Source organism: Dyadobacter linearis (assembly GCF_907165045.1).
Lineage (GTDB): Bacteria > Bacteroidota > Bacteroidia > Cytophagales > Spirosomataceae > Dyadobacter > Dyadobacter linearis.
The window spans coordinates 349,314-365,226 of record NZ_CAJRAU010000003.1; the positions used below are offsets into that span (position 1 = coordinate 349,314).

The 15,913-nt window shown below is 46.4% G+C and carries 12 protein-coding genes and 1 pseudogene; 10 read left to right on the forward strand and 3 right to left on the reverse strand.

The window, feature by feature from the left end; translation table 11 throughout:
* The first annotated feature begins 7 nt into the window (after positions 1 to 7).
* The 4 genes from fmt to KOD92_RS11925 all read left to right on the forward strand — a co-directional run bounded on the left by fmt (position 8) and on the right by KOD92_RS11925 (position 3,397).
* On the forward strand, positions 8 to 928 hold the full coding sequence (gene fmt / locus KOD92_RS11910) for a methionyl-tRNA formyltransferase (RefSeq protein WP_229254646.1): 921 nt from the start codon (positions 8 to 10) through the stop codon (positions 926 to 928).
* 44 nt (positions 929 to 972) lie between these two features.
* Positions 973 to 1,434 (forward strand): IS200/IS605 family transposase, encoded by a 462-nt coding sequence (gene tnpA, locus KOD92_RS11915; RefSeq protein WP_215233796.1) that lies wholly within the window; start codon positions 973 to 975, stop codon positions 1,432 to 1,434.
* A 331-nt stretch (positions 1,435 to 1,765) separates the two neighbouring features.
* Positions 1,766 to 2,266, forward strand: a complete 501-nt coding sequence (locus KOD92_RS11920; RefSeq protein ID WP_215233797.1) for a dihydrofolate reductase — start codon at positions 1,766 to 1,768, stop codon at positions 2,264 to 2,266.
* Positions 2,267 to 2,308: 42 nt separating this feature from the next.
* Positions 2,309 to 3,397: an alpha/beta hydrolase gene (locus KOD92_RS11925; RefSeq protein ID WP_215233798.1), complete on the forward strand. Its 1,089-nt coding sequence runs from the start codon at positions 2,309 to 2,311 to the stop codon at positions 3,395 to 3,397.
* 100 nt (positions 3,398 to 3,497) lie between these two features.
* On the opposite strand, the gene hslU is transcribed toward KOD92_RS11925, so the two are convergent.
* A complete protein-coding gene (gene hslU, locus KOD92_RS11930) occupies positions 3,498 to 4,892 on the reverse strand; it encodes an ATP-dependent protease ATPase subunit HslU (protein ID WP_215233799.1) in 1,395 nt (464 codons plus the stop codon).
* Positions 4,893 to 5,145: 253 nt separating this feature from the next.
* On the opposite strand from hslU, the gene KOD92_RS11935 reads away from it, so the two are divergent.
* From KOD92_RS11935 to KOD92_RS11955, 5 genes and pseudogenes are all read left to right on the forward strand, one after another.
* Positions 5,146 to 7,428 carry a GH92 family glycosyl hydrolase gene (locus KOD92_RS11935; RefSeq protein ID WP_215233800.1) on the forward strand — a complete coding sequence of 761 codons (2,283 nt, stop codon included), beginning with the start codon at positions 5,146 to 5,148 and terminating at the stop codon, positions 7,426 to 7,428.
* 57 nt (positions 7,429 to 7,485) lie between these two features.
* A pseudogene (locus tag KOD92_RS11940) lies at positions 7,486 to 8,498 on the forward strand (aldo/keto reductase).
* 43 nt (positions 8,499 to 8,541) lie between these two features.
* A complete protein-coding gene (locus KOD92_RS11945; RefSeq protein ID WP_215233801.1) occupies positions 8,542 to 9,711 on the forward strand; it encodes a PQQ-dependent sugar dehydrogenase in 1,170 nt (389 codons plus the stop codon).
* An 8-nt stretch (positions 9,712 to 9,719) separates the two neighbouring features.
* Positions 9,720 to 10,130: a c-type cytochrome gene (locus tag KOD92_RS11950; RefSeq protein WP_215233802.1), complete on the forward strand. Its 411-nt coding sequence runs from the start codon at positions 9,720 to 9,722 to the stop codon at positions 10,128 to 10,130.
* A 188-nt stretch (positions 10,131 to 10,318) separates the two neighbouring features.
* Positions 10,319 to 12,718, forward strand: a complete 2,400-nt coding sequence (locus KOD92_RS11955) for a TonB-dependent receptor (RefSeq protein WP_215233803.1) — start codon at positions 10,319 to 10,321, stop codon at positions 12,716 to 12,718.
* Positions 12,719 to 12,790: 72 nt separating this feature from the next.
* Here KOD92_RS11955 and KOD92_RS11960 read toward each other — a convergent pair whose 3' ends face one another.
* Positions 12,791 to 14,248, reverse strand: coding sequence for a gluconokinase (locus KOD92_RS11960; RefSeq protein ID WP_215233804.1), 1,458 nt, complete (start codon positions 14,246 to 14,248; stop codon positions 12,791 to 12,793).
* Between the two features lie 205 nt (positions 14,249 to 14,453).
* On the opposite strand from KOD92_RS11960, the gene KOD92_RS11965 reads away from it, so the two are divergent.
* Positions 14,454 to 14,645, forward strand: a complete 192-nt coding sequence (locus KOD92_RS11965) for a hypothetical protein (protein ID WP_215233805.1) — start codon at positions 14,454 to 14,456, stop codon at positions 14,643 to 14,645.
* Positions 14,646 to 14,671: 26 nt separating this feature from the next.
* Here the strand turns inward: KOD92_RS11965 and KOD92_RS11970 are convergent, their stop codons facing one another.
* Positions 14,672 to 15,901: a metallophosphoesterase family protein gene (locus KOD92_RS11970; RefSeq protein ID WP_215233806.1), complete on the reverse strand. Its 1,230-nt coding sequence runs from the start codon at positions 15,899 to 15,901 to the stop codon at positions 14,672 to 14,674.
* Positions 15,902 to 15,913 lie beyond the last annotated feature (12 nt).

Here is a 15,913-nt window from a genome sequence, read left to right on the forward strand (position 1 = left end):
AGTGACTATGTCAAATACATTCAGGATAATCTTCATGGGAACGCCCGAGTTTGCGGTCCCGAGTTTACAAAGTCTGGTCGAAAGCAATTCTAATGTTGTGGCGGTAGTAACCGTGCCAGACAAGCCTTCGGGAAGAGGTCAAAAGCAGACTGCTTCGCCGGTAAAAATCTACGCAGAATCTCAGGGAATTCCCGTTTTGCAGCCTGAAAAGCTACGCGATCCGGCATTTCTGGAACAACTAAGATCGTTCAAAGCCGACTTGCAGGTAGTAGTGGCATTCCGTATGCTGCCGGAGGTAGTATGGAATATGCCGCCGAAAGGTACATTCAACCTCCACAGCTCGCTACTCCCTCAATACCGTGGCGCTGCACCGATCAACTGGGCGGTGATCAATGGAGAAACCGAATCAGGCGTGACCACTTTTTTTATCGAAAAAGAGATCGACACCGGCAAGATCATTTTCCAGGATAAAGAGCCTATTTCTGAGGACGACGATGCGGGTACGCTGCACGACAGGCTAATGGAAAAAGGTGCGAGGCTAGTGGTGAAAACGGTGAGAGCAATTGAAGCAGGACAATATCCGCAGGAGCCGCAGGATGAATCCAAAAAGATAAAACTGGCCCCCAAGATCTTCCGTGAAACCTGTGAAATAGACTGGAACAAGACTTCCATCGAAATACATAATTTTGTACGAGGCTTATCTCCCTACCCCGCCGCCTGGACCACATTGAACGGACTTTCCTGCAAGGTTTTCAAAACGCAAGTGCTGGATCTGAGTGAAGCAGGCCCGCCGGGAGATTTTAATACAGACCAAAAATCATTTCTGCATTTCAAAACCGGTGACGGTTGGGTTGCCGTGGAAGTGTTACAATTAGAAGGGAAGAAAAAAATGGCGGTTGGGGATTTCCTGCGGGGATATAAGCTCTGAGACTGAGTCGAACGAAAATTTTTACACACTATAATTTTAAAAAAATGGCAAACACGTATTCGCAAGTCCACCTGCAGTTCGTTTTTACACCTAAATACCGCGCTGCATTGATTGATCCTGCGTGGGAAACAGAACTTTACAAGTATATCACGGGCATAGTGCAGAAGAACAAGCACAAAATGCTCGCGATCAACGGCACGGAGGATCACGTCCATATGTTTATAGGATTTCAGACCACACAAAGTATCGCAAGTTTGATGCAGGATGTAAAAGCCGATTCATCGCAATGGATCAATAGTCGCGAGTATTGCGGTTCAAGATTCGAGTGGCAGATTGGGTACGGGGTGTTTTCATACAGTAAATCGGCTGTAAACAACGTGATCCGCTATATTCAAAATCAAAAAGAACATCACAGGAAAGTAGAGTTTCTGGACGAATACATGAAAATCCTGGAAGAATTCGCAGTTGACTACAACGAGGCATACATTTTTGAAAAGCCTAAATAAAGGTATTTGATTAGAGCCATAGACGGGATGCCTACGGTATCCGGCAGTTACCCTAGTGTCGTGCCATCGCACTGCCGTCTTACCGATATTGCATCGCTACGCGATTTTGACATACGCTGTAGCCGACGCGTGTGTTACAGATATTACATCGCTACGCGATTTTAGAAAGGTTAGGTAGCATGCAGGTGGGGTACAGATCTCACATCGCTACGCGATTTATCAGGAATGTCATAATTTGTATATAATACGAATGTCGCAGAGCGACAATATATCGGCAGTAATAGGGGCCGCAAAAAAGCAAATCCCAGAGGGATGAAACATTTGTAGAAAAATGGAAATAGCGATCATAGTGGCGGTATCCGATAATGGGGTTATCGGGAAAGACAATCAGTTGTTATGGCGGTTGCCGGACGATTTGAAGCGGTTTAAGCAGTTGACGTTGAATCACCCGATGATTATGGGTAGGAAAACGTTTGAATCTATCGGAAAGCCGCTACCTGGCCGGACATCAATTGTGGTTACCCGAAATCCGGATTTTGATTATGAGGGAATTATTGTGGCTCATTCACTCGAAGCGGCTATTGCGCTGGCAGCGGAAACTGAGCGTGACGAAGTTTTTATTATCGGGGGCGGAGAATTATACAAACAGGCTCAGCCGCTCGCTGATCGATTATATGTTACGGAAGTACATACCGAAATTGACGGCGACACGTATTTTCAAATAGCTAAACCGGAGAGTTGGCAGGAGACCGAGCGCAGTGTGCACGAGCACGACGAAAGACATTCTTTAAAATTCGAATTTGTAAATTACGCTAGAAGAGCTGACAATTAAGTACTTTTGCATTGACGTAATCCAAATGTGACTCTACAAGTAATGCAAATTGAAGTTGAAACACTCACCATTGAATTAAGTACCACACCAGTTGACAAGCGCCCGGTTTACATCACCGGAAGTTTTTGCAAATGGCTTCCCGATCTGGAAGAATACCAGATGACATTAGTGGAACCAGGACAGTACATTTTTCAATTCCCTGAAGAAGCAGAACTCACCTTTCCCCTCGAATACAAATATACCCGTGGCGGATGGGACCAGGTAGAACTGGATGAATTTGGCAATCCTTACGCCAATCGAACTATTCCAGAAAAAGATAGCGTAATCCAGGATATTGTAAAACGCTGGCAGACAGGCATTTTGGAAAAAACCGATCTATCACCGATCGTAGAGCTGGTCTCCGAAAATTTCGAAATTCCTCAATTTGGAAGGACGAGAAAGATACAGGTGCTGCTACCGCATGATTATTACGACAGACCCGACCTGAGCTTTCCTGTGCTTTACATGACCGACGCCCAAAATCTTTTTGGCGAAGGATCGGAATATGGTAACTGGAATATTGACCAAAGCCTTGAAAAACTGGCGAAAGAAAGTAAATCGGGCGTTATCATTGTCGCGATTGATCATGCCGAGGAGGACAGGATCGAGGAATTTTCACCTTATGTCAATACCAAACTGGGCAAAGGCCGCGGCGAACATTTTTTGCGGTTTATCTCAGAAACGCTTAAACCGCAGATTGATAAAAAATATCGTACGAAAAGCGACCGGTTGAATACCGGAATAGGCGGAAGTTCAGTGGGTGGTTTGCTGAGCATTTATGCAGCATTGATGTTCCCGCAGGTATTTGGCAGGATCATGGCATTCTCACCTTCTCTCTGGATTTCCCAGCGCATTTATTTCGATGTAATACACTTTTTCGAACCATTCGAAACACGGATCTATTTATACGCCGGTGGAAAAGAAGGCCCGAATATGCTAGCGAACTTCACGAAATTGACCCAAACGCTCGAAACACAACGATTTGGCTACGACCGCGTACAGATCAAAACCAGCATCGACCCAAAAGGACAACACTCGGAAAATCAATGGAGCAAAGAATTTCCGATTGCTTTGAAGTGGTTGTTTTTTTGAAGGGGGAAAGGGATAGAGGGAGGAAAGGGAATAAAGGGAGGAAGGAGGAAGGAAAAAGAAGTAATCCCTTTCCTCCATCCTCCCTTTCCTCCCATCCTCCCTACAATATATACTGACTCAAATCCCGATTTTTAACGAGATGTGACAGTTTTTCGGTTACCATTTCTGCGGTGACGGTGATTTGGGAATCTGCGCCGATTACGTCGGGGATATCGAACATGAAATCGTTCAGTAACAGGCTCATGACCGTTTGCAAACGCCTTGCACCGATATTTTCAACTTCACTATTCACTTCAAACGCAATCTTTGCCATTTCGCGAAGCGCGCCGTCTTCGAAGATCAGCTCTACACCTTCCGATTCCATCATCGCCTCATATTGCTTGGTCAGCGCGTTTCTCGGGGTTTTCAGGATCTGGTAAAAATCTGATTCGGTAAGACTATTCAACTCAACACGGATCGGGAAACGTCCCTGTAACTCGGGAATCAGATCCGAAGGTTTCGAAACGTGGAATGCGCCGGCTGCTACGAAAAGAATGTGGTCTGTATTGATCACGCCGTGCTTGGTATTCACCGCGCTGCCTTCCACAATAGGAAGCAAATCGCGCTGCACACCTTCGCGGCTTACATCGGGGCCGCCGCCGCCGCCAGAGCGGCTTGATGCTACTTTATCAATTTCATCAATAAAAATAATCCCCAGGTTTTCTGCCTTTTTGATCGCCTCCACCTTTACCTCGTCCATATCGATCAGCTTGGAAGCCTCTTCATCAAGCAGGATCTTGCGCGCTTCCTCTACGGTCACTTTTCGCTTTTTACCACGTCTCGGCATCATATTACCGATCATTTCCTGGATATTCATCATCGAAACATCATCCACAGCACCACCGATCATACCCACATTCGGCGTCTGATTTTGCTGTACTTCAATCTCGATCTTGCGGCTATCCAACTCTCCATTCCTTATTTTCTCACGAAAACGCTCCCTCGTCCTTTGATTAAGCTCGCCGTCATCGTCAGGCATATCGTCATTTCCATTCTCGCTCTTCACACGCGGCGTACCTGATCCGTGAACCGGCGGGATCAATGCGTCAAGAATAATATCCTCCACCGCCTGCTCGGCCTTGATTTTAACTTCTTCCTTTTTCTGCATCCGCACCATGCCCACAGCCTGTTCAACCAGATCGCGTACCATGCTTTCCACGTCGCGGCCCACGTAACCTACCTCGGTAAACTTAGAAGCTTCCACCTTTACAAATGGAGCGTCAGCAATTTTGGCGAGGCGACGGGCTATTTCAGTTTTACCAACACCCGTGGCGCCGATCATTAATATATTGTTTGGAATAATTTCCTTCTGAATGTCCGCCGGGCTGTTCATTCTCCTCCACCTGTTCCGCAATGCGATCGCGACATTCCTTTTCGCGTCATTTTGTCCGATTATGTATTGGTCAAGCTCAAAAACGATTTGCCGGGGGGTCAGGCGATCTAAGTGTTCAGTCATCGTATTTATATCAATATGTAAGATAATATGTGTTTCAAACCAGTTCTGTTATAAGGAACGGTCCCGCTGATCTTTTAAGATATGATTAAGCCGGAAAGTATTGAACTCTGCCTCTGTACCGAAAAGAACTATGCCGGTACAAAATGTCATACCGAAACCGGTTGCAATTCTTGATTCAATTGATTCTTCTTCCGCCACCTTGCATTACATTTGTCGCGATCACGCATTTTCTGAATCATTTTATACCAGCTCAATGAAAAAAAGTTGCCTCTACCTGATACTTTTTCTTTTAAATACCTCCATTGCATTTGGACAAACGGCTGAAAAGCCAAAACTGGTCGATTACGTGAACCCGCTGATGGGGACGCAGTCGAAGTTCAGTCTCTCGGCAGGCAATACTTATCCGGCTATCGCATTACCCTGGGGCATGAATTTCTGGATGCCGCAGACTGGAAAAATGGGTGACGGATGGAGTTATATGTATGATGCTGAGAAGATTCGCGGCTTCAAACAAACGCACCAGCCGAGCCCATGGATAAATGATTACGGCCAGTTCTCCATTATGCCCGTCACAGGGAAATTGAAAATCGATGAAGAGAGCCGGGCCAGCTGGTTTTCGCACAAAGCCGAGACTGCCAGGCCACATTATTACAAGGTATACCTCGCGGATTATGACGTTACGACAGAGATCGCGCCAACAGAAAGAGCTGCACAATTCCGCTTCACGTTCCCCGAATCCGACAGCTCATTTGTGCTGGTTGATGCATTTGACAAAGGATCTTATGTAAAAATCATCCCCTCAGAACGTAAGATCATCGGATATACTACCAAAAACAGCGGCGGTGTTCCGGCTAATTTTAAGAACTATTTTGTACTGATTTTTGATAAAGCATTCACATTCAACTCCGCATTCCGGGGTAAGCAACTGGCGAAAGATACCCTTGAACTGAAAGCAAACCACGTTGGCGCGGTAATCGGTTTCAAGACAAAACGGGGTGAAAAAGTGGGTTTGAAAGTAGCATCTTCATTTATCAGCCCGGAACAGGCTGAACTGAACCTGCAACGCGAGCTGGGAAATGACAGTTTTGATGTGACCAAAGACAAAGGTGAAAAAGTCTGGGAGCAGGAGCTTTCACGTATTCAGGTGGAAGGCGATAATATCGACCAGATCCGCACTTTTTATTCCTGCCTTTACCGCGTGCTGCTATTTCCAAGGAAGTTTTATGAATTTGATAAAGCCAATAAAGTTGTGCATTACAGTCCCTACAATGGCGAGGTGCGGCCGGGATATATGTTTACAGACAATGGTTTCTGGGATACTTTCCGGGCAGTTTTCCCATTCTTTACCTTAATGTACCCTACCCTGAACGGGCAGATCATGGAAGGTTTGGCGAACGCATACGACGAAAGTGGCTTTCTGCCGGAATGGGCAAGTCCGGGTCACCGCGATTGTATGATCGGCTCCAATTCTGCCTCGCTCATCGCCGATTCTTATGTGAAGGGAATCCGTGGTTATGATATCAATAAACTGTACGAAGCGATCCTGAAAAATACAGAAAATGCAGGTCCGGTAAGTTCTGTGGGGCGTTTTGGTCATGAATATTATAACGAGCTGGGTTATGTTCCTTATGATGTGAAAGTGAATGAAAATGCGGCTAGAACGCTTGAATATGCCTACGCCGATTTTTGCATTGCACAGCTTGGGAAAGAATTGAAAAAGCCGCAGAAGGAAGTGGATCTGTACCTGAAAAGAAGCCAGAACTACCGCAACCTTTTTGACCCTGAAACCAAATGGATGCGCGGCAAAAACAAGGATGGACAGTTTCAGAAACCATTCAATCCATTCAAATGGGGCGATGCATTTACGGAAGGGAACAGCATACATTATACCTGGTCTGTATTTCAGGATGTAAAAGGACTGATCGGATTAATGGGCGGGCGCGAAGCTTTTGTCCAAAAACTTGATACGGTTTTCACACTACCACCGATTTTCGACGACAGCTATTACGGTTTCCCGATCCACGAGATCCGCGAAATGCAGATTATGAATATGGGAAATTACGCGCACGGAAACCAGCCGATCCAGCACATGATCTACCTATACAACTACGCCGGCGCGCCGGATAAGGCACAGTATTGGTCGCGGGAAGTAATGCGGAGATTGTACAAGCCAACGCCCGACGGTTACTGCGGCGACGAGGATAACGGGCAAACTTCCGCATGGTATGTATTCTCGTCACTCGGCTTTTACCCCGTCACGCCCGGCACTACTCAATACGTGATCGGCTCCCCACTTTTCAAGAATGCGACGCTGACGATGGAAAATGGCAAGAAATTTGTAGTGCAGGCAAATGAAAACAGCGACAAGAATATGTATATCCAGGCCGCGAACCTGAATGGAAAAAGCTACGGAAATACGTACCTCGAACACGCTGATATTCAAAAAGGCGGCACAGTGCAATTCAATATGAGCAGCAAACCATCCAAAACATGGGGAACCAAGCCAGAAGCAGCGCCGTTTTCGTTGAGCAAGTAGCGTAAAAATTATCATCAAACTAAAAGCCAAGAGCTAACAGCTAAAAGCAACCAAACCATGCAATATCGAAAAGTAGGCAATTCCGACCACCCTGAAAAAGCTGATCTTGAACTTTCTGTTATCACATTTGGCGCCTGGGCCGCCGGGGGATGGATGTGGGGAGGTCGGAGAGAAGTGATGCTGTGAAAGCGATCCGCGATTCGTACGATGCGGGCGTAACTTCCATTGATACCGCTCCGGTGTACGGCCAGGGATTGAGTGAAGAGATTGTGGGTGAGGCTATTAAAGATATACCCCGCGATAAAGTGCAGATTCTGACTAAATATGGAATGCGCTGGGATGTGACCACCGGCGATTTTGCAATGCACAGCAAAAACAACGAGGGCCAGGATATTGACATTTATAAATACGCTGCAAAAGACAGCATTATCAAAGAATGCGAAGACAGCCTGAAACGCCTGGGTACCGACTATATAGACCTTTACCAAATTCATTGGCACGACAAAACGACACCGATTCAGGAAACGATGGAAGCGGTAAGTCAGCTGATCCAGCAGGGAAAAGTGCGTTTCGCAGGTGTTTGTAACTACGACGCAAATCTAATGCGTGAAGCTTCTCAGTATATCAATCTGGTTTCAGATCAGGTTCCTTATAGTATGGTAAAAAGGGATATTGAAAAAGAACTGGTACCGTATTGCATTGAGCATGAGAAGTCTATCCTGGCTTATAGCCCGATGGAGCGTGGTCTACTTACGGGTAAAATGAAGCCGGGGCACCAGTTTGCGCCAGACGATCACCGTGCTTCTCTTTATTTTTTCAAAGATGAAAACCTGAAAAGGGTCAATGATTTTCTTGCAAAAATAAAACCTATCGCCGACGAAAAGAATGCGACGCTGGGCCAGCTGGTATTGCGCTGGACTGTGGAGCAACCAGGTATTACGATCGCCCTGGCGGGTGCAAGAGATTCGAAACAGGCACTTCAAAACGCTGCGGCAATTAATATTGCATTGAGTGCAGACGAAATCAATACGATCACAGCACACTTAAATGAGCTGGAATTAGTTAAATAATGGGCATTTCTAAATTTAAACCAAGCTTTATTCACCATAGTTTATGAACAAGAATTCTTCCGTTTTCAAGAAATACCTTCCGCTTGCGCTGGGAGGCATGTTATTAACTGCCTCCGTGGGTTTAATGAGTTACAATAATGGTCCGGGTAAAAGCTTTTTGGCCGAATCCGACCTGAAAGTTGACACAGTAGCAACCGGCCTGACAATGCCCTGGGCTTCTGCATTGCTTCCAAATGGCGATATCCTGGTAACTGAGCGCGGCGGCAAGTTGCGCCTGGTTTCACAAGGTAAGCTCGATGCGACCCCGGTTGCTGGTATTCCGGAAGTTTGGTACAAAGGTCAGGGTGGGTTGCTCGATATTGCCTTGCATCCCGATTACAAAACAAACGGTTGGATCTATATCAGCTATTCTTCTCCTAAAAAGGACGGTGAAGAAGGCGACGATGGCGGTGCAAATACTGCATTGATGCGCGCGAAACTGAAAGGTAAAGAGCTGACCGATATTCAGCAATTGTTTAAGGCGCTTCCTAATGTAAAAGGAAATGTCCATTTCGGTGGTCGCATTGTGTTTGATAAAAAAGGCTACGTATTTCTTTCACTGGGCGAAAGAGGCCAGAAAGAAAACTCGCAGAACCTGAGCAAAGACCAAGGAAAAGTGGTGCGGTTGTTTGAAGACGGAAAAATCCCTACTGACAATCCTTTCGTGAAAACGGCTGGCGCGAAACCTGAGATCTGGACTTATGGTCACCGTAACCCGCAGGGAATGGTAATTCACCCGACTACCGGCGTAATTTGGGAACACGAACACGGCCCACAAGGCGGAGACGAGCTTAATATCGTTGAAAAAGGTAAAAATTACGGCTGGCCGCTGATCACTTACGGTATCGATTATGACAATAGCATTATTTCAAAAGATACTGCAAAAGCAGGTTTGGAACAGCCGGTGATCTTCTGGAGACCGTCGATCGCACCTTGCGGAATGACTTTCGTGACCAGCGACAAATTCAAAGACTGGAAAGGCGACCTGATCGTAGGTTCGCTGAAATTTATGCAATTGCAACACCTTACCGTTAAGGGAAATAAGGTTACCAAGCGCGAAGTGATTTTCGACAAAATCGGTCGCGTTCGTGACGTACGCCAGGGCTGGGACGGTAACATTTATGTAGTACTTGAAAATTCGGGTAAAGTGGTGCGTATCAGCCCAAAAAGCTAATTAAATACATGAAACTAATAGTGTTGCTACTTTCCGGGATTGTCTTTTGCTCCGCCGTTTTCCCTACTCAGGACGACGAACTGGCGAAGAGCATTGAACGCGGAAAAATGGTTTATTCAGAAAATTGCATTAGCTGTCATATGGGCACTGGCGAAGGCGTAACCGCCACTTTTCCACCTTTGGCCAAATCTGATTACTTTATGGAAAACCCGGAAAACGGGATCAAAGCTGTCAAGTTCGGGTTGATGGGCAAAATTAAAGTAAATGGAGTTGAATACGACAATATGATGCCGAGTCCCGGGCTCGGAAATGACGAGATTGCCGATGTGATGAACTATATCATGAACTCCTGGGGTAATTCTTCTGAAAAGAAAATGATCACTGAGAAAATGGTCGAGGCTGTGGAAGAGAAAAAATAGCATAGCAACTCGCAAAATTTAAAAGCCGCGCAATCCTGGATTGTGCGGCTTTTCTTATGCCCTTGTAATAACCGGGAGCGATCGGTTGACCATCGTTATTTTAAATAAATCTAAATAAAAACTTGTATCGCAAAATTACCTGTTTCATATTTGCGCGCTTATTAACTCCAAAGTCCAATTCATAAGAAATGAAAAAAATTTACACGCTCCTTCTGTTGCTGCTGACAACTGCCGCCGCCTTTGCGCAAACCGGCAGAGTTACAGGGCAAATACTAAGTTCTGGCGGGCAGCCAGCCCAATCTGTTTCCGTGGGTATTAAAGGATCTTCGAAGGGTGACGTTTCCGACTCTCAAGGAAAATTCACAATTGAGCGACTGAAAGCCGGCGCATATACTTTGCTTATTAGCTTCGTTGGCTCCGAAACGCTGGAAAAACCGATCGACATTCTGGCTGGCGAAACTGCCGAAGTTTCTATTACTCTTTTAGAAAGCGCCAACCAATTGCAGGAAGTGATCGTAAAGGGTGGAAATGTGTATAGTAACGAAAACCTCTCCCCCAGCCTGAAACTGATGACACCTATTTTGGAAACACCTCAGAATGTACAGGTAGTAACTTCAAAAGCATTTGAAGACCAGCAGATTATCAGTATGAGCGATGGCTTGATCCGCAATGTAAGCGGCGCGACCCGCCTCGAACATTGGGGAGATATGTATGCCAATATCAGCATGCGCGGCTCACAGATCCAGGCTTTTCGTAACGGTTTTAATATCGTTAACTCATTCTGGGGACCATTGACCGAGGATATGAGTTTTGTAGATCACATTGAGTTTGTGAAAGGTCCGGCTGGATTTATGCTTGCAAATGGCGATCCAAGCGGCCTTTATAATGTAGTTACCAAAAAACCAACCGGTGAAACCAAAGGAGAAGCAAGTTTTACAATTGGCAGTTTCGACCTTTACCGTGCTACGCTCGACCTGGATGGTAAGCTCAGCAAAGACGGGAAATTCCTGTATCGCCTTAACCTGGCAGGACAGAATAAGGGCTCTTTCCGCCCGAATGAATATAATAACCGTTACAGCGTTGCGCCGGTGATCACTTACCAGATCGACGAAAAAACGAAACTGACCGCCGAATACGCGCTGCAATACGCCAAAATGTCGGATGTGGGTTCTTACTACGCTTTCTCGCCGGAGGGATATGCTACCCTGCCAAGAGATTACACCTCGACGCCTCCGGGACTTAGCCCGACCAAGATCACAGACCACAGTATTTTTGTTAATCTTCAACACCAAATCAATGCAGACTGGAAAATTACCGGTCAGCTGGCTTACCTGAATTACAAAATGGCTGGCAGCAGCCAGTGGCCGTGGCTGGTGAACCCGGACGCGACCATGCAGCGCGGTGTGGGTATCTGGGATGCAAGAAGCGAAATGACGCTTGGACAGGTGTTTGTGAATGGTAAAGTAACTACCGGAGGCGTCGTTCATCGTCTTTTGGGAGGTATTGATGTGGGTACTAAGGAATATCTTGCCGACTGGGCACAATCAGCTCCGTTGGACACACTGGGCGGCCTTTTCAATCCGAAGGACCCGTTCTACGGCAGACCAAATGCAGGTTACCCGGTATTTGATCGCACTCTCAACCTTGAAGCACGGGCTGTACAGGCAGGTGGTTTGATGGACCAGAAATACACAGGTCTGTATTTGCAGGATGAACTTGGATTTCTTGACAACAAGATTAGATTGACCATTGCAGGCCGTTATACCAGCCTGAGCCAGGCACAATGGGGCGCGGCACCCGACAAGGCGAACCATTTCACGCCACGCCTTGGTCTGAGCATTTCACTTACTAAAAACACTTCGGTATACGCTTTGTATGACCAGGCGTTCCTTCCGCAATCGGGACGTTTGAGCAGCGGCGAAAAAGTGCAGCCGATCACAGGTAACAATACAGAATTCGGTCTGAAAAGAGATTGGGCGGAAGGGCGCTGGAATACAACCCTGGCATTTTACCGCATTCTCAAAAACAACGAGCTTACCGGCGACCCAACCCGTCCTGCCAACTCAGGTTTCAGCGTAGAATTGGGCCAGAAAAGGGCGCAGGGAATTGAGTTCGATGTGCGTGGAACGATCCTGCCGGGCTTAAACCTTACTGCCAATTATGCCTATACCAATTCAGAAGTGACCAAGGTTACTGAGGGAGTGGAGGTAGCGAAAGTGGGCGATCCGGTTCCGGGTTTTGCAAAACATACTGCAAATGGGTGGCTGAGCTATAAAGCTCAGAAAGGTGCGCTGAAAGGTGCTGGAATATCCGGCGGTTTCACTTACCAGGGCGACCGCGCCACTTCTACGTGGAGCAATACCGATAACACTTACAACCTTCCTGATTACTTCAAACTGGATGGTGGTGTGTTCTGGGAAAAAGACAAAATTCGTCTGACACTCAATGTGTTCAATATTTTGGATAAATACCTGTACAGCGGTGGTACTTATAATTTCACGACCGATGCAGGCAACCCGATCACATCGTATTACTGGCAGGCTGAGCCTCCGAGAAATTACAGATTGAGCATTGCTTACAAGTTCTAGGTTCAATTGAATCAATACAAAAAATGCCCGGACTGATCAGTCGGGCATTTTTTTGTATTTAAATGTAAAAAATCAGATCGCGTGAGATAGCATAAGCTGCGCACCTCTGCTGAAACGCTCGTGCTGTGAATCATATATTTTGTGAACAGATGGGACCGGATCAAATTCTTGTCCTACCGTCGTGAAAGACGACATTTCGGAGAAGCTATTGTAGATTCCCAGCGCCTTCAATCCCATCATCGCCGCGCCTACCGCACCGGTTTCGACGGTTTCATTCAATTTTACCTCAATACCAAAAACATCCGCCAGCATTTGTACCCAGGCCGGGCTGCGGGCAAACCCGCCGTTTGCATAAATCGTCCGGATCTTTCCCATTTCCAGCAGGATCTTACCAATGCTGTACAGATTCAACATAATACCCTCCATCACAGCTCGGGCAAAATTCGCACGGGTATGCCGGATATCCAGTCCCGAGAAGCCGCCCCGGACCATCGAACTCCAAAGCGGCGCTCTTTCACCCAGTAAATAAGGATAGAAAAGCAGACCATCGGCGCCCGGTTCAATTTCAGAAGCTTCTTTGACAACTGCATCGAATTCTTCATTCGGAAAAAACGTATTGACAAGCCACTCGAAAATCACCGCCCCATTATTGGAAGGCCCGCCAACGATATAGGTTTGCTCGTCGAGTACGTAGCAAAAAGTTTGCATTAGCGGATCAGAATAAGGCTTATTGGAACAAATCCGCACAGCTGCACTGGTACCGATCGTGACGGCCATTGAACCGGGATGAATTGCGCCGCTGCCCAGGTTAGCCAGGCAACCATCGCTCGCGCCCATGATCAACGAAGTACCCGCCGGCAATTTCGCTTCGTTTCCCGCAGGTACCTTCTCAATATGATAGGGAGAAACGGCTCTGGAAAGCTTTTCAGATTTTAAGCCCAGCTTTTTTAAAGTATAAGTATCCCACTGCAACTCCCTGATATTGAACATCCCAGTGGCCGAAGCAATTGAATAATCCACGAGATATTGCCCGGTCAATCTATAAATCACATATTCTTTGATACCAATAAATTTGCTGGCTTTTTTGTAGAGCCCGGGTTCGTTTTCCTTGAACCAGAGTAGTTTACAAACTGGCGCCATCGCATGGATCGGTGTTCCATTGTTGTTGTATATTTTCTTGCCAACCTGAGACGCACGGAGTTTAACAGCAATCTTGGAACTGCGGTTATCGGCCCAAATTACCAGTTCTGTCAGCTTTTTTCCATTTTTATCCAATGCAAGCACTGCGTGCATAGCCGCGCTGAAACTCACGCCGAGCAGCTCGCTATCTTTTACCTCCTCGACTACTTTTTGCAGCGTTTTGCAAACCGCCTGAAATATCTCTTCGGGATCCTCCTCGCTCCAATCGGGCTGAGGATGGTTCATTTCATAACCTTCACTGTGGGAAGCCAGAATATCACCGGAAACGGAATCAAAAGCGACGGATTTTGCATTTGTTGTGCCGATATCACAACCGATCAAATAGGGCATTGGAACGAATTTTAGTCTTGGAAAAGGTGGATTACACTACCCTTTTTACCGCGAATTTTATTAAAACAAATGTATTGATTTTAGAATAAGCTGCAAGTCAGATTGCTATTCACTGCTTTTCACCTAAAAAAACGAGCCGAAAAACTGAAACCTGAGGAGTAATTATTATTTTCGCGAAGGAATCAATTACATTACCAATATAGAAATGTCTGAAACGCAACATACCGAATCAACCAAATTATCAAGCTTTGTTTACATTGCAGCATTCGTAATCTTATTTGCTATTCTTGCGATATTCGGCGATTTGTTCACATTTATATTAGGAACAATCGGGCTGATCGTCACATTTGCAGCGTTTTACCGCGATAATAGCCACGATGCCGATCACCATCACTAATTTGCTTGCCGGCCACGTGCCGGATATTACTGAATGGCCAGCTCCGGAATCACGTGATTGATTTTCCAGGAGAGCTGGCCATTTTGTTTATCAACCTCCCAGGCTTCTTCATACACGCAAGTATCTTCAATATCCCGGTATTCGATCTTCAACTCTTTCCCCTGGATCAATACCCTTGCAAATCCATTGTAACCCAGTGAATGCCTTTTAATTACAGTCCGCACGCGCGTATCGTAATATTTAATTTTCTTGATATCAGTCGCGTCGGGCAGCTTAATTTCAACCGGCAATCCACCGTGGCCGATACATCTTCCGTAGGCAACCGGCCCGTCGCCATTTTTGACCATATCATAAATCACAAGCCGGTGATCGTGCCCCCAGATCCAGACGATCGGCCTGTCGGCTTCGCCCAATAATTCCCTGATCTGAGCGCCTGGCTTGGGATATTCTTCCCGGAATGCGGACAGATAAGGATGGTGACTCAGAAAAACCAGTCCTCTTTTATCTTCTTTATCTCCCAACTTGACAACATCCCGAAGCCACTCTACCTGCTCCTTTTTTAAATGGCAATCAGGCGGTGAAATGATTTCAAGCAGCGGGCGGCCCACCGAAGTGTAGGCGGTATCTATCCCAATAATCCGCCAGTCGTCATTTTCCAGACAGAAAAAACCGGCTTGCTGCGTTTTCTTGATCTCACCCTCCATCGCATACATTGCGGGCAGCAAATGCTGGAAATAAGCATTTCCATTCGAATACATTTCATGATTACCCGACAATGCGAGACTGCCCGACGCACCGTAATACCAGGAAGCGTAAGGCGCTGTGAAATTTAACTCGATCTCCTTCGGCGTACCTACAAAGTAAATGTCGCCCATATGAATGGAATAATCGGGCGTATATTTGGAAACCAGGTTGGCTATCTTGTCAGACTCCTCCGTATCGCTGGCCCAGTCGGACAACAAAGCGAGGCTGATTTCGGTGCGGCTGGGAATGGAGGATTGCAGTTTATAAATGCCGGTATCGCCATTTCTTGGATAAGCCTGATAAGGGTGCCGGGGACCGAAGCGGCTGCGAAGGTAATGCCACGCAAAATCGATTAGGTTGGTTTTAAAAAACTCTGAAATCGCATTCGTGGCCGAAGCGGTATCTTTTACGCGTTTTTCATACAGTTCGAGCTGCGTTTTCGCGTGGTTCTCAGCTTCACTGTGACCAAGGTCAAGGTATTTTTCAGCTCGTTCTTTTGAAGATTCAGGCATAGGAATAAGCAA

Excerpts from the sequence above, each read along its gene's own strand:
- fmt (WP_229254646.1), top strand. The coding sequence starts at position 8 with ATGTCAAATACATTCAGGATAATCTTCATGGGAACGCCCGAGTTTGCG.
- tnpA (WP_215233796.1), top strand. The coding sequence starts at position 973 with ATGGCAAACACGTATTCGCAAGTCCACCTGCAGTTCGTTTTTACACCT.
- KOD92_RS11920 (WP_215233797.1), top strand. The coding sequence starts at position 1,766 with ATGGAAATAGCGATCATAGTGGCGGTATCCGATAATGGGGTTATCGGG.
- KOD92_RS11925 (WP_215233798.1), top strand. The coding sequence starts at position 2,309 with ATGCAAATTGAAGTTGAAACACTCACCATTGAATTAAGTACCACACCA.
- hslU (WP_215233799.1), bottom strand. The coding sequence starts at position 4,892 with ATGACTGAACACTTAGATCGCCTGACCCCCCGGCAAATCGTTTTTGAG.
- KOD92_RS11935 (WP_215233800.1), top strand. The coding sequence starts at position 5,146 with ATGAAAAAAAGTTGCCTCTACCTGATACTTTTTCTTTTAAATACCTCC.
- KOD92_RS11945 (WP_215233801.1), top strand. The coding sequence starts at position 8,542 with ATGAACAAGAATTCTTCCGTTTTCAAGAAATACCTTCCGCTTGCGCTG.
- KOD92_RS11950 (WP_215233802.1), top strand. The coding sequence starts at position 9,720 with ATGAAACTAATAGTGTTGCTACTTTCCGGGATTGTCTTTTGCTCCGCC.
- KOD92_RS11955 (WP_215233803.1), top strand. The coding sequence starts at position 10,319 with ATGAAAAAAATTTACACGCTCCTTCTGTTGCTGCTGACAACTGCCGCC.
- KOD92_RS11960 (WP_215233804.1), bottom strand. The coding sequence starts at position 14,248 with ATGCCCTATTTGATCGGTTGTGATATCGGCACAACAAATGCAAAATCC.
- KOD92_RS11965 (WP_215233805.1), top strand. The coding sequence starts at position 14,454 with ATGTCTGAAACGCAACATACCGAATCAACCAAATTATCAAGCTTTGTT.
- KOD92_RS11970 (WP_215233806.1), bottom strand. The coding sequence starts at position 15,901 with ATGCCTGAATCTTCAAAAGAACGAGCTGAAAAATACCTTGACCTTGGT.